Origin of the sequence: Mesorhizobium quangtriensis, from assembly GCF_040081925.1 — a bacterium.
In the GTDB taxonomy this organism is placed as follows: domain Bacteria; phylum Pseudomonadota; class Alphaproteobacteria; order Rhizobiales; family Rhizobiaceae; genus Mesorhizobium_K; species Mesorhizobium_K quangtriensis.
This window is the reverse complement of the sequence record NZ_JBEBMF010000002.1, coordinates 1,071,773-1,084,901: the sequence shown is the minus strand read 5'-3', so window position 1 is coordinate 1,084,901 and position 13,129 is coordinate 1,071,773. Positions and strand designations below refer to the sequence as shown.

Annotated in this window: 10 protein-coding genes; 9 read left to right on the top strand and 1 reads right to left on the bottom strand. The window is 61.6% G+C overall.

Annotation, left to right across the window (positions count from 1 at the left end; genetic code table 11):
• Nucleotides 1–130: 130 nt before the first annotated feature.
• From ABMA32_RS13760 to ABMA32_RS13745, 4 genes are read left to right on the top strand one after another with little or no spacing between them, the layout of a single operon-like run.
• Nucleotides 131–2,191 carry a hydantoinase/oxoprolinase family protein gene (locus ABMA32_RS13760; RefSeq protein ID WP_349014314.1) on the top strand — a complete coding sequence of 687 codons (2,061 nt, stop codon included), beginning with the start codon at nucleotides 131–133 and terminating at the stop codon, nucleotides 2,189–2,191.
• Nucleotides 2,188–4,101 carry a hydantoinase B/oxoprolinase family protein gene (locus ABMA32_RS13755; protein ID WP_349014313.1) on the top strand — a complete coding sequence of 638 codons (1,914 nt, stop codon included), beginning with the start codon at nucleotides 2,188–2,190 and terminating at the stop codon, nucleotides 4,099–4,101. The genes ABMA32_RS13760 and ABMA32_RS13755 overlap by 4 nt, the downstream gene beginning before the upstream one ends.
• 28 nt (nucleotides 4,102–4,129) lie before the next feature.
• On the top strand, nucleotides 4,130–4,672 hold the full coding sequence (locus ABMA32_RS13750) for an SRPBCC family protein (protein WP_349014312.1): 543 nt from the start codon (nucleotides 4,130–4,132) through the stop codon (nucleotides 4,670–4,672).
• A gap of 36 nt (nucleotides 4,673–4,708) precedes the next feature.
• Nucleotides 4,709–5,506, top strand: coding sequence for a creatininase family protein (locus tag ABMA32_RS13745; protein WP_349014311.1), 798 nt, complete (start codon nucleotides 4,709–4,711; stop codon nucleotides 5,504–5,506).
• A 3-nt stretch (nucleotides 5,507–5,509) separates the two neighbouring features.
• On the opposite strand, the gene ABMA32_RS13740 is transcribed toward ABMA32_RS13745, so the two are convergent.
• Entirely contained in the window at nucleotides 5,510–6,370 is an 861-nt protein-coding gene (locus ABMA32_RS13740; RefSeq protein WP_349014310.1) for an IclR family transcriptional regulator, read from the bottom strand.
• Between the two features lie 95 nt (nucleotides 6,371–6,465).
• On the opposite strand from ABMA32_RS13740, the gene ABMA32_RS13735 reads away from it, so the two are divergent.
• The 5 genes from ABMA32_RS13735 to ABMA32_RS13715 all read left to right on the top strand — a co-directional run bounded on the left by ABMA32_RS13735 (nucleotide 6,466) and on the right by ABMA32_RS13715 (nucleotide 13,118).
• Nucleotides 6,466–7,890, top strand: coding sequence for an amidase (locus ABMA32_RS13735; RefSeq protein WP_349014309.1), 1,425 nt, complete (start codon nucleotides 6,466–6,468; stop codon nucleotides 7,888–7,890).
• Nucleotides 7,891–8,139: 249 nt separating this feature from the next.
• Entirely contained in the window at nucleotides 8,140–9,009 is an 870-nt protein-coding gene (locus tag ABMA32_RS13730; RefSeq protein WP_349014308.1) for an FAD binding domain-containing protein, read from the top strand.
• Nucleotides 9,010–9,013: 4 nt separating this feature from the next.
• On the top strand, nucleotides 9,014–9,547 hold the full coding sequence (locus ABMA32_RS13725; RefSeq protein ID WP_349014307.1) for a (2Fe-2S)-binding protein: 534 nt from the start codon (nucleotides 9,014–9,016) through the stop codon (nucleotides 9,545–9,547).
• An 11-nt stretch (nucleotides 9,548–9,558) separates the two neighbouring features.
• Nucleotides 9,559–11,946 carry an aerobic carbon-monoxide dehydrogenase large subunit gene (cutA, locus tag ABMA32_RS13720; RefSeq protein ID WP_349014306.1) on the top strand — a complete coding sequence of 796 codons (2,388 nt, stop codon included), beginning with the start codon at nucleotides 9,559–9,561 and terminating at the stop codon, nucleotides 11,944–11,946.
• Nucleotides 11,947–12,035: 89 nt separating this feature from the next.
• Nucleotides 12,036–13,118 (top strand): BMP family ABC transporter substrate-binding protein, encoded by a 1,083-nt coding sequence (locus ABMA32_RS13715; RefSeq protein WP_349014305.1) that lies wholly within the window; start codon nucleotides 12,036–12,038, stop codon nucleotides 13,116–13,118.
• Nucleotides 13,119–13,129 lie beyond the last annotated feature (11 nt).

Sequence of the window (13,129 nt, the reverse complement as noted above, 5' to 3'; positions counted from 1 at the left end):
TGTGTTTCGGCCGTTTTTCAATCTCTCTCCGGAACCTGTCTAGAGGGTTGAGAAAGTGGGTTGCCAGCCTTCGCAGAATGTGCGTTAAATGAATGATGTATCCGTATAGTGGATATTTTGGAGGGCGAAAATGAACGTCACGGTAGCCATCGACACCGGCGGCACATTCACCGACGTGGTGGCCATCAACCAGCAAAGCGGGGCGATCACCGCGATCAAGACGCCGTCCACGCCAAGCGATCCGAGCGTCGGTTTGCTCGATGGCGTCCGCAAGGTTCTGGAGAAGGTCGGTGCGGAGCCGAAGGACCTCGCCATGCTGCTGCATGGCTCGACGGTCGCCACGAACGCCGTGCTCGAACACAAATTTGCCGGTCTCGGCCTCATCGTGACGCGCGGCTTCCGTCACATGATCGAGATCGCCCGCCAATCGGTGCCCGACGGTTACGGCAACTCGTTTTTCTGGGTGAAGCCGCCACGGCTGGTTCCCTTGCATCTCGTTCGCGAGGTTCCAGGCCGGATGAAATTCGATGGCAGCGAACTCGAGCCGATCGACGAGGAAGAGACGCTCCAGGCAGTTCGCGAACTCGTCGAGGACGGCGTGAAATGCATCGGCGTCTGCCTGCTCCATTCTTACGCCAATGGCGAGCATGAGCGCCGCATTGGCGATTTGATCGAGAAGAATTTCCCAGGTGTTTTCGTGTCGCTGTCCTCGGTCGTCCTGCCGGAATACCGCGAATACGAGCGCGCCATGACGACGCTGGTGGATGTGCTGGTCAAGCCTTACTGCAAGACCTATCTGCAGAGCGCCGCTGACAGGCTGCGCGCTCAGTCGGGCGACATTCCCTTCCTCATCATGCAGTCGAACGGCGGTGTGGTGAAGCATTCGACCGCCGGTGAAAAGCCCGTGACGATGCTGCTGTCCGGTCCGGCGGCCGGCATCCTCGGCGCGATCCACATGGCGACGCTCGCCGGCTACGACAACATCCTGACTTCGGATGTCGGCGGCACGTCAACGGACATCGCCATCATCGAGAAGCAGACGCCGATGTACACGTCGGAATCGATGATCGAGCACTATCCCGTGAAGACGCCAATGCTCGACATCGTCACGGTCGGGTCCGGTGGCGGCTCGATCGCCTGGACCGATCCCTACGGCAGCCTGAAGGTCGGCCCGCAGAGCGCCGGGGCTGATCCCGGCCCGATCTGCTATGGACGCGGCGGCACACAGCCGACCGTCACGGATGCCGCGATCGTGCTTGGCCGGCTGCCGACGTCGCTTATCGGCGGCGAGATCAAGCTCGACCTCGATGCAGCACGCAAGGCCTACGAGGCGCTCGGCCGCCAGCATGACATGAAACCGGAAGAAGTCGCGTCGGGCGTGCTCGAGATTGCTGCCGTCAACCAGGTTTTCGGCATTCGCAAGGTGACGACATCGCGGGGCCGCGATCCAGGAAATTACGCTATGGTTGCGTTCGGTGGTGCGGGTGGCTTGTTCGCGACCGAAGTCGCCGACTTCCTCGGCATGAAGACCGTCATCTCGCCGCCCGATCCGGGCAATCTCTGCGCGCTTGGCCTGCACGTCTCTGACGTTCGCCGCGACTACATTCGCACCATGGTGCGCCGCCAATCGACCGCGGACATTTCCGAGATCGTCTCTGCCTGGACCACGCTTGCGGATGAAGGCCGTCGCGACATTCGTGCCGAAGGTATCGCCGACACGGACATCAAGATCGAATATGTCGCCGACGTACGCTATTTCGGCGAAGGTCATGAGGTTCAGGTGACGGCCCCGGAGGGTGCCACCGGTGATGCTGCAGTTGCGCATATGTGGAAGGACTTCCATCGCGTGCACGATGAATCCTTCGGCTTCCACTATGAAGGCGAACAGGATGTCGAGCTGGTCAACCTGCGCGTGCGCGCGGTCGGCATCCAGAGCCGCCCGCAGATCAATTCCACGGAAAGGGTCGGTGAACCTGGCAAGCCCTTCGGTTCGCGCAACGTCTACTGGAAGGGTGCAGGCTGGATCGAAAGCCCGCTCTATGAACGCACCGAACTTGCAGCCGGTCAGGTGATAGAGGGGCCGGCCATCGTCCAGGAGTATGGCTCGACCGTGGTCGTGCCCGGCGGATGGACTTGCACTGCAGACCGCTACAGGAACCTGATTTTGACCGCGAGGGAGACGCAGTCGTGAGCAGCAAGAAGAATATGAAGCTCGGCCCGATCGAGCTGGAAGTCATTCACGGCACCATCCGCGCCGCCGAGCTGGAGATCGAGGCTGCCGTCGAGCGCACCGCGCGCTCGCCGATGATCCGCGACCAGCACGATTACCGCGTCGCGCTGTTCGACGCCAAGGGGCGCAAGCTTACCGGCCGTTCCTATTCGGCCATCGTAGAGCCTGTGTTCGAGTATTTCGGCGAAGACAACATCTTCCCCGGCGACGTCTTCTTCTGGAACGACCCGTACAATTCCTGCGGCGGCATCGGCCACGTTCCCGACCTCTGCACGACTGTGCCGATCTTCCATGAAAACAAGCTCATCGGTTTCAGCCAGGTCTTCGGCCACCATGACGATATCGGCGGCGCGGTTCCGGGCAGCTTGCCGGTCCATGCGACTGACAGCTGGATGGAAGGGGTGATCATTCCGCCGATCAAACTCTACGACAAGGGCGTCCTGAACGAGGCGGCGTTCCGCATCATCACGCGCAACTCGCGGCTGGAGGACCATCTTGCGGGCGACCTTGACGCCGAGATCGGTGCCTGCAAGCTCGGCTCGCGTCGCATCGTCTCGTTGGCCGAACGCTATGGCGTCGAGACGCTGGAAGCAGCCTTCGAACAGATTCTGAAGAATGCCGCCGAGATATTCCGGCGCGAAATCCTGCCGAAGATCAAGGACGGCGTCTATCACTACGAAGACTACATCGAGGCCGATGGCGTCGAGGACGGCAAGATTCACGCGCTGCGCGTCACCATGACCAAGACGCCGGACAAGATCGTGCTCGATTTCAACGGTACCGACCCCGAAGCCAAGGGTCCGATCAACTGGTCGCTGGACGAGGTCGAGGGCCGCTACTTCAGGAAGTGGCTCGCGCCGGTTCTGAGGTCGCTGGCCGCATCTCCTGAACGTGCCGCAGAGATCGACTCCAACGAAGGCGTGCTCGACGTCATCGACGTCGTGTTCCCGGAGAAGGGAACGCTCATCACGCCGACCTTCGGCAAGCCGACCGGCATGCGCTTCTTCCTGATGCTGCGCTCGCTTGGCGTCTTCGCTGCATGTCTTTCGAAGGCGACCGGCGGCCGTATGCCCGCCGATCACGAGACCATCCGCATCTGGGGCCTGACCGGCGGCCGCAACCGCGACGACTTCTTCCTGTTCCGCGAAGTGCTGGGCGGCGGTGGGCCAGGGCGGCCCTGGGCAGACGGTTCCGACGTTGTCCACATCGTCCCGAATTCACGCAACCTTCCCGCGGAATTCTCCGAGACGCGCTATCCGATCATGGTCGAGCAGCTGGCGCTCAAGGTGGACTCCGGCGGTGCTGGCTTCCGCCGCGGCGGCTTCGGCTATGACAAGCGCATCCGCGCGCTGGATGACTGCAAGCTCATTTCCAACGCCGACCGGTCGATCCTCGGCTGCTACGGCGTCAACGGCGGCAAGATCGGCCAGAACTATCAGGTCTCAGTCATCGAGTCCGGAGTTGAAAAGGTCTATCCCGGCATGTCCGACACGGTGGTGGTGGAGCCCGGAACCTCGGTACGCGTCGTGACAACGGGCGGCGGCGGCTGGGGCGATCCATTGGCGCGCGAGGCCGACAAGGTTCTCTACGACCTGCAATGTGGATTGATCTCCGAGGCGAGCGCGCGCGACGACTACGGGCTGGCCGTGACGCTGAAGGGGCGGAAGTGGACTTATGACGTCGCGCAGACGCAGGCATTGCGCGAGCGCCTCAAGAAGGCGCGCGGTACGCCGCCCATGTTCGATCGCGGCGAGGCCTTCCGGGCGATGAAGGCAAAGGGCATGGTGCGCTATCCCGAAAACTGGAGCGATCCTGACGAGGGGTGGCACGCGGTGGGCGAGGGCGCTTCCTTCTCGCAGGCCGCCGAATAGCCGGCTTACATAACGCGGAGGGAATGCGATGCAGATCAAGCAGGCCGTGACGGTCAACCGCCCCCGCGAAGAAGTCTGGGCGCTTTTCCAGGACATCCCGACTGTAGCGGGATGCATGCCCGGCGCAGAGCTTACGCGCGACGATGGCGACGGCGCCTATGCCGGTATCGTTTCCATCAAGCTTGGTCCGTTCAAGGCAGCGTTCGAGGGGGAGGTCCAGCATACGCCGGACCCGGCCAATTTTTCCGGCAAGGCGGAAGGGCGCGGAATCGACAAGAAGGGTGGCAGCCGCTCCCGCATGACTATGACCTACCTCCTCCTGGATAAGGGAGAAGCAACCGATCTGGAAATCGACGCCGAGGTCCAGCTCAGCGGTCCCGTGGCCCAGTTCGGGCGGCCGGGCATTGTTTCGGAGACTGCCAAGCTCCTCATCCAGCAGTTCGTGTCCAATATCGAGGCCGAGCTCAACGGGGACGGTTCTGCCGGGGCGGCGAAGGATATCAGCGCGCTGAAGTTGAGCGGTAAGGTTGTCGGCGCTTCGGTGAAGCGCTGGCTCGGCAAGGAAGGCTGACAAGATCGGCCTAGGTCAGGGGCGCAGGAGACCAATATGCAGCACCGCATGTCTTACATGACGCAAATGGAAATCGCCGACGCGATCGCGGAAGGGCGTGCCGTTATCGTTCCGACGGGGGCGACCGAGGCGCATGGGCCTCATATGCCCGTCGATACCGATACGCATCAGGCCGACCACATAGCCGTGCTGCTCGCAGAGAGGATCGGCGCGATCGTCGCCCCGCCGGTCGCCTATGGTGTCTCTATGACCTTTGAGCATTTTCCTGGCACGATCTCGCTGTCGATCCCGACCTATCAGCTCATGCTCTTTGAAATCGGCGCGGCGCTGGTGCGGCAGGGTTTCACCCACATCATACTGCTCAATGGCAACCGCCCGAGTGGAACCGCGAACGATCAGGTGGCCCGCCACATGGTCGACCAGCTGGATACGAACCACAATTTCAAGGTTTCGGCGGTCAGCTACTGGGAGCCTTCGGCGGACGAGATCCACGCCATGCGCAAATCCGTTGTCGGCGGCATGGGCCATGGCTGCGAACTGGAGGCCTCCTTCCAGCTTGCGACGCGGCCGGAGCTTGTGAAGATGGACAAGCTCAGGGGAGCGAAATACGGCCCGGTGGGCTGGGACCTCGTTGCGCCCACCAACCCCACTCGCACCTATGCGCGCCGCCCACGTCCGGAGGCAGGGCACGCGGCGATCTTCGGCGATCCCACGGTTGCAAGCGCCGAGATGGGCAACAAGGCCATCGAGATCATCGTCGACGTGCTTGAGGAGACTTTCAAGAACCTGCAGGGATCCTATCAGGACAGGCCGGGAATGACGAAGACGGCTTGAAGCTCAAGCCTGCCTTGGATGCCAGCCCAGTTCGACCGAAAGCGCGTGCGTCATGAGCAGAAGGCATTCCTTCAATTCGTCCATGGCGACCTGGTCGCGCGCCAGCTTCTTCAGATAGACGAAGCAGATGCAACCGAGCAGGCCTTTGGGACCAAAGACCGGCGCGGCGATCGATCCGGTAAAGTTCTGCACATCGCCTTCGGTCTGTGCAAAGCCGGCGGCTCGCACTTCCGTCAGTTGCTGACGCAACGCCGCCTCGTCGCTGATCGTCAGGGCGGTCAGTTGTTCGAGCGGCTGCGCGCAATAGGCGGAGATAAATTCCGGGGTCTCATAGGCAAGAAGGACGAGGCCCTTCGAACCGGCATGAAGCGGTATGTGGTAGCCATACTGAGCCTTGGAGATTTCCTGAAGCTGACGTTTTTCGGCATGGATGACGACGGAATAGCTGCCGATGCGCTCGACCACCTGCACGTCGACGCCACGGATGTCGCGATCCCGGGCAAGGTAGGAGATCGCGGCCTTCAGCATCTTGTTGTTGGCCAGATAGGCAGACCCGAGATGCCACATGCGCGGGCCGATCTCGTAGTGCGACGTTTCGGGATTGAGCATCAGGAACTGGGCCTTCTCCAGTTTCTTTACCGTCCTGTGGGCCGTTGCCCACGGCAGGCCCATGTCGCGCATCACATCGACAACCCGACAAGGCCGGGCGGCTATCAGGTCAAGCACAGCAAAGGAGCGCTCAAGTCCCTGCTTGGCATCGGGCGAACGCGCGTCCATGGCTGTCGGTTTCTGAATTTCGTATCGCGCGGCGGCGTCCTCTTCGGGCTGCTCTGCCGCTCGCTTTCCCCCCAGTGCTTTCGCCATCGCCTACCATCTGCCGCTTGTTCGTTATTTAGATATCGTATCCACTATTTTGACAATTTGCCAGCAAGGGACTGGCGGTGCCGGGGAATGCCGACATGAGCGAGCCGCTTTGGGCCAAGGACGCACTTGCCATGGTCAAGCTCCTACACTCGGGCGAGATTGACGCGCAAGAGTTGCTGGATGCAACCGAAGAGCGCGCAAATGCCGTAAATCCCGTTGTAAATGCGCTGCCTACCCTTTGTTTCGATCGCGCCAGACAAAGGATTTCCTCGCGGGGTGGGCTGGCGGAAACTTTGCTGGGCGGCCTTCCGGTTCCTATCAAGGATTCCTATCCGGTAGAGGGCGTGCGCACGACATTTGGTTCCCGTGTCTATGAGCACAATATCCCCAGCCAATCCGACTTCCTTGTCGAAGCAATGGAGGCGGCTGGCGGAATCGTCTTTGCAAAGTCGAACACACCTGAGTTCGAAGCGGGCGCGAACACGTTCAACGATGTCTTTGGTTCGACGCTCAATCCATGGGACACGCGTCTGTCGGCCGCCGGGTCGTCAGGCGGTGCAGCGGTCGCGGTAGCGACAGGCATGGCGGCGATTGCGCAGGGTTCTGACTTTGCCTGCTCGCTCCGCTATCCCGCCGCCTTCTGTGGCGTGGTGGGCTTGCGGCCAAGCCCGGGCATCGTGCCCCAGGGGCCTGGCGGTGTTCCGGGGCAAACGCTCTCGGTGATCGGACCACTTGCGCGGAACGTCGTCGACGCAGGGCTGGGCCTGCAGGCGATGGCGCGTTTCGACATGCGCGATCCGCTGTCGCGCCCGATGCCGCAGACGAGCTTCGTCGATGCCGCGACGCGACCTGAGAAACCTGTGCGCTTTGCCTTCGCGGCCGATCTCGGCGTGGCAGACATTGATTATGAAGTTCGCGACGTCCTCGTCCGCGCCATGCACAAGCTCGTCGCGGCAGGCGGGGATGTGGTTGAAGCCTGTCCTGATCTGTCGGCGGCGGATGCCGCTTTTCGAACGCTCAGGGCGCACCAGTTCGCCGCTGCGCGCGGCGAACTGCTCCAGGGACCGGAGCGGGACATGCTCAAGCCGGAGGTGATCTGGAATATCCAGCACGGCCTTGGCCTTTCGAGCGCGGATATCTCGGCAGCGGTGCGCGAACAGGCGCGCGCTCGCTCCAACCTCGTCACGTTTCTCGACGATCATGAATTCTTGCTAAGCGCGACGGCTCCGGTAGCGCCGTTTCCCGTTCAGGAACGATATGTCTCCGAAATAGCGGGACGCGAACTTGCGACCTATCTCGACTGGCTCATTCTTGGATATGCGGTCACCGTCACCGGCTGCCCCGCGATCTCAATTCCATGCGGCTTGACATCGGCGGGTTTGCCCGTCGGGCTTCAGATCATCGCGCGACCGTATGCCGAAGCTTCCTTGCTGTCCGTGGCTGCGTGGTGCGAGGGCGTTTTGGGCTGCGGAATGAAGCGTCCCATCGACCCAAAAGTCTTCTCCGGTGAGTTGGTTTGAGAATGTTTTCGTTTCTGCTCCAAGCCAGCTCGGGCAGTCTTCGAAGAACGTTTCCAAAAAGCCGGTTGACACTCCATAAAACGCAAACCTATAGTCAAAAAGTCGATATAATATCCACTATCAGGATAGCGACGGGGAACAAAAGTGGAGGCTTGCCAAGAAGTGGCAGCCGCGGGAGACGAGTTGCGCCGAGTGGCGCAATTTCCAGCGGATTGCTCGCTCTTCAGGCCTGATGTTGGGGAATGCCGGGTGAAACCACCGCTTTTCGACTATCTCGTCGCGCGGTCATCGGATGAGGCCATTCGCCTGCTTTCCGACAATCCTGGCGCCATGATTCTCGCTGGCGGGCAGAGTCTTATCCCGGCGATGAATTTCCGCCTGGCATCCCCGTCGGCGCTCATCGACATTAGCCGGATTGGCGACCTGAAGAGCATCGACATCGTCGATGGAAATGTTCGGGTCGGAGCGGCGGTGAAGCATCGCGACCTTGAGCAAAGCGACGCTGCTTTTGCCGTCAACCCGCTGATGCGTACCGCCCTACATTACGTGGCGCATGTGCCGATCCGCAATCGTGGCACGACCGTTGGCAGCCTGTGTCACGCGGACGCTGCTGCCGAGATGCCGATGATCCTGCTTTTGAGCGGCGGCTGGGTTACGGCCTCAGGTCCAAACGGTCAACGGCAGATTCCCGCTGCCGACTTTTTCGAATTCCATATGACGACGACGCGCGAAGCAGACGAGATGATCGTCAGCGCCACCTTTCCTGCCTTGCCGTCCGGCGCCGGTTACGCCTTCGCGGAATTTGCCAGGCGCAAGGGCGACTACGCGGTCGCCGCGGTCGGCGCGATCCTGGAGCGCGATCTCGACGGCAGGATTTCTGCTGCGCGGCTCGCCGCATGCGGCATCGCTTCGCGACCGGTCAGGCTGTTTGAGGTCGAGGCTTCGCTTGTCGGAACGCACCTTTCGGACACCGAGGTGGAGGCCGCCGGCGAATTGGCGAAAGAAGCCGTGACCGCGCCTGACGATGCCAACGCGACCACGGCCTATCGCCAGCATTTGCTCGCTTCGCTGACGCGTCGTGTCATCCGCGAGGCGTCTGAGAAAGTACGGAAAGGCTGAACCGATGAGCAGGCACGAGCACCTTGAGCGCTCTATACCCAGCACATCCTCTGACCCGACAGCCGAGGTCACGATGACGATCAATGGCGTCACGCTCACGCGTCAGGTCAGCACGCGTATGCTGCTTTCCGATTTCATCCGTCATGGACTGCGCCTGACCGGCACCCATGTCGGCTGCGAGCACGGCGTTTGCGGCGCCTGCACCATCATGATCGACGGCCGCGCCGCACGCTCCTGCCTGACATTCGCGGTCCAGGCCGATGGCGCGGAAATCCGGACCATCGAGAGCGAGGAAAAAGAGGATGGCACCCTCAGCGCGCTCCAGCAGGCGTTCCAGGAGTGCCATGGTCTGCAATGCGGCTACTGCACGCCCGGCATGATCATGAATATCCGTTCGCGTTTCGATTCCGGCGAAGAACTTGATCTCTCGGATGACGGCATCCGCGAACTTATCTCTGGCAATCTCTGCCGATGCACGGGCTACGCCAACATCGTGAAGGCAGTTCGGCGCGCAGCCGAACTCACCGGCAGGGCCTGAGGGAGCGAACGATGTCGACGCGAAAGTTCGGGGCTCCCATAAAGCGCAACATCGACCCGCGCCTCCTCACGGGCAGGGGCGCCTTCACGGATGACATAAACCTGCCTGGCGTACTTCACGCGGCATTTGTGCGCAGCCCGTTCGCGCGGGCCCGCATAAACGGCATCGACACAAGCATGGCTGAGCAGGCCGAAGGCGTCGTTGCTGTCTACACCTGTGACAATATCGGGCATCTCGACATCGAGTTGCCTCTCCTCATCCCGCACCCTTCGATGACGAAAGCGCGTACCCAGCGGCCGCTGGCGCGCGGTGACGTCTATTACGTCGGACAGACGGTAGCCATGGTCGTGGCCGTCGATCGCTATGTTGCAGAAGACGCCGCAGCCCTGGTCGATGTGGATTACGATCCGCTCGATGTCGAACTCGATCTGGAAAAGGCCATCGAGGACGGCGCGCCTCTCGTCCACCCGACCCATCCGAACAACATCGCCGCGGACTTCACGCAGGTGAGCGGCGATCCCGAAGCAGCCTTTGCCGAGGCAGAACACGTCACGCGCATCCGGGTGCAGGTCGATCGCTCGACCGCGGCTGCGATGGAGTGCCGGACGGTCGCTGCCCGCTATGACGCGACTCGCGGTGAACTCACTGTGTGGGACGGAACGCAGGCGCCGCTCGGCGTGCGTGGCGGTCTGGCGTCCATCTTCGGCATGGACGAGGACAAGGTGCGGGTCATCGCGCCGGATGTGGGCGGTGGCTTCGGGCAGAAGGTGATGTTCCCCTATCCCGACGAACTGCTCGTGCCGCATGCGGCGATCCAACTCGGGCGGCCGGTGAAATACATCGAGGACCGCCGCGAGAATTTCATTGGCTCGAACCAGGAACGCACCCAGATCCACGAGATCGAGCTGTTTGCCAAGAAGAACGGCGAAGTCATCGCCCTGAGGGACAACTTCCTGCACGACACCGGAGCATTCATCCCCTACGGTATCGCGGTGGCGCAGGTGGCATCGACTTCGATTGCAGGCCCTTATCGCATACCAAACATCCATGTCCGATTCCGGGCGGTCTATACGCCAACCGTACCGGTCACGCCCTATCGCGGCTGCGGCCGCCCGCAGGCCTGCTTCGCCATCGAGCGCGCCATGGACCAACTCGCCGAGGAACTTGGCATCGACCGGTTCGAGATACGCCGTCGCAATCTCATTCGCGACGAGGAGTTCCCCTACACGCGTGAAGGTCTTCTCTTTGCCGATGGCCTTCGTGTGAAGCTCGACAGCGGGCAGTATCTCAAGGCCCTCGACATGGCCCGCGACGCCATCGGCTTTGACGAATTCGCAGCCATGCAAACAAAGGCTTCAGGGGAAGGAAAGTCGCTCGGTCTTGGACTTGCCTATTACGTCGAAGGCACCGGCCTCGGCCCCTATGAGGGCGGCCACGTCAAGATTCACCCGATTACTGGCAAGGTTTACGTCAACACCGGCCTGACCTCGCAGGGGCAAGGCCACGACACCGTCTTCGCGCAGATCGTTTCCGACCAACTTGGCGTGAACGTCGAGGACGTGATCGTGGTGGAGGGCGACACCGGTACCTTCGAATGGGGCGTCGCCACCTTTGCAAGCCGTGCGGCGGTTGTCTCCGGCAATGCAATTCACAAGACCGCCGTGAAAGTCCGCGAACAGACGATCAAGGCTGCCGCGAACATGCTCGAGGCCGATCCTCTGCAGATTGTCCTCAGCGACGGCTACGCGGAGGTTCCCGGCACGAACCGCAGGGTGTCATTGGCAGCTATAGCCACGGCCACCAACCCGTTGCGATATGCTTTCAATTCTGCCGCGCAAGCCGCGACACAGTTTGCCCCCGCTTCGCGACACGATGGTCCGCCGCTTATCGAAGGCCAGCATCCCGGACTGGAAGCCACGGACTATTTCAGCCCGGAATGCGCGACATGGGCTTATGGCGTCCATGCGGCAATCGTCGAGGTCGATCGAGAGACCTGCCGCGTCGACGTGAAGAAGTACGTCTGCATTCACGACTGCGGAAACATGATCAACCCGGTGATCGTGGATGGCCAGGTCATGGGCGGCTTCGCGCAGGGCATCGGCGGCGCTCTTTATGAGCGCATCGAATACGACACGGACGGAAACCCGACGAACGCGAATTTCGTGGACTTCCTCATCCCCTATGCGACCGAGGTCCCGGCCATCGAGATATCGCACATCGAAACGCCGTCGCCGCTCAACCCGCTGGGCGTAAAGGGCGTCGGCGAAGCGGGCTGCATCGCTGTCGGCGCCACATTGGCGTCGGGCATCGAGGATGCGCTGCGCCCGCTAGGCGGTGCGAAATTTCACAAGACGCCGATCACACCGAGCATGATCTTCGAGGCGATGGCGAAAGCATGAACACGATTCCGGTCGAGTAGCCAACGGAACCGACAAAAAGAAGACGGCTACGGGAACCAACAACAAACACGAAGGATCATGAAATGGGCATGACTCGAATTTCCAGGACGCTTCTATTTGGGCTGGCTCTGTCTGCGGCGCCGATCGCCATTCACGCAGAGCCCTTCAAGCTGGAGGGCGCTCCCAGCCCCGCGCTCGTGATTTTCTCGCAGAAGAATGACGGCGGTTGGTCGCAGTCGCTCGACGAGGCGCGCGCCAAGGTCGAGAAGGAACTCGGTCTTACGATCCCGGTCGTCGAAAACGTTCCGGAAAACGCCACCGCGATCCGTCCCGCCGTGGAGCTTTTCATCGATCGCGGCGCCAACATCGTCATCGGTTCCGCTTTCGGCTACTCCGATACCTTCCTCGAACTGGCAAAGCAGTATCCGAACGTGGCCTTCATCAATCCGGCTGGCACCACCAACGCCGCGAACCTGCAGTCGATCTACGGGCGCACCTATGAAAGCCAGTATCTCTGCGGAATGGCAGCCGGCGCCCTGTCGAAGTCGGGCAAGATCGGTTTCGTCGCCGCGAATCCCTTTGGTCTGGTGAACTGGACCGTCAACGCCTACGCTCTCGGCGCGCAAAAGATGAATCCGGACGCAACCGTGACGGTCGTATTCACAGGCGCATGGAACGATCCGGTCAAGGAGCGCGCAGCGACCGAGGCACTGATCGAGCAGGGGATCGACGTCATCGGCCAGCACGTGGATTCGCCTACGCCGCAGATCGTGGCGGAGGAGAAGGGCGTCTACGGTACAGGCCACCATCGCGACCTAAGCGAATTCAGCAAGGCGACCCAGTGCTCGTCGGTCTGGGTCTGGGATCGCTATCTGGCGCCGACGATCACCAAGATCGCCGCCGGTGAATGGGAGCCCGGTCCGTACGGCGCATTCCTGTCGATCAAGGAAGGTGGCACCGACATAACATTGAGTGGCGACGCGCTTTCCGAGGACACAAAAAAGCAGATCATGGATGAGCGCCAGGCCATCGTTGACGGAACGAAGCAGGTCTATGCAGGCCCGCTCAATGACCGCGACGGCAAGGAGCGGGTTAAGGCAGGGGAGGTGCTGTCCGATGGCGATCTTTGGGGCATGGACTGGTACGTCAAGGGCGTGATCAGCCAGCAATGAACGCGATGACG

Bases quoted from the DNA above. Each gene is read 5' to 3' on its own strand.
- ABMA32_RS13760 (WP_349014314.1), top strand. From the start codon at position 131: ATGAACGTCACGGTAGCCATCGACACCGGCGGCACATTCACCGACGTG.
- ABMA32_RS13750 (WP_349014312.1), top strand. From the start codon at position 4,130: ATGCAGATCAAGCAGGCCGTGACGGTCAACCGCCCCCGCGAAGAAGTC.
- ABMA32_RS13745 (WP_349014311.1), top strand. From the start codon at position 4,709: ATGCAGCACCGCATGTCTTACATGACGCAAATGGAAATCGCCGACGCG.
- ABMA32_RS13740 (WP_349014310.1), bottom strand. From the start codon at position 6,370: ATGGCGAAAGCACTGGGGGGAAAGCGAGCGGCAGAGCAGCCCGAAGAG.
- ABMA32_RS13735 (WP_349014309.1), top strand. From the start codon at position 6,466: ATGAGCGAGCCGCTTTGGGCCAAGGACGCACTTGCCATGGTCAAGCTC.
- ABMA32_RS13725 (WP_349014307.1), top strand. From the start codon at position 9,014: ATGAGCAGGCACGAGCACCTTGAGCGCTCTATACCCAGCACATCCTCT.
- cutA (WP_349014306.1), top strand. From the start codon at position 9,559: ATGTCGACGCGAAAGTTCGGGGCTCCCATAAAGCGCAACATCGACCCG.
- ABMA32_RS13715 (WP_349014305.1), top strand. From the start codon at position 12,036: ATGACTCGAATTTCCAGGACGCTTCTATTTGGGCTGGCTCTGTCTGCG.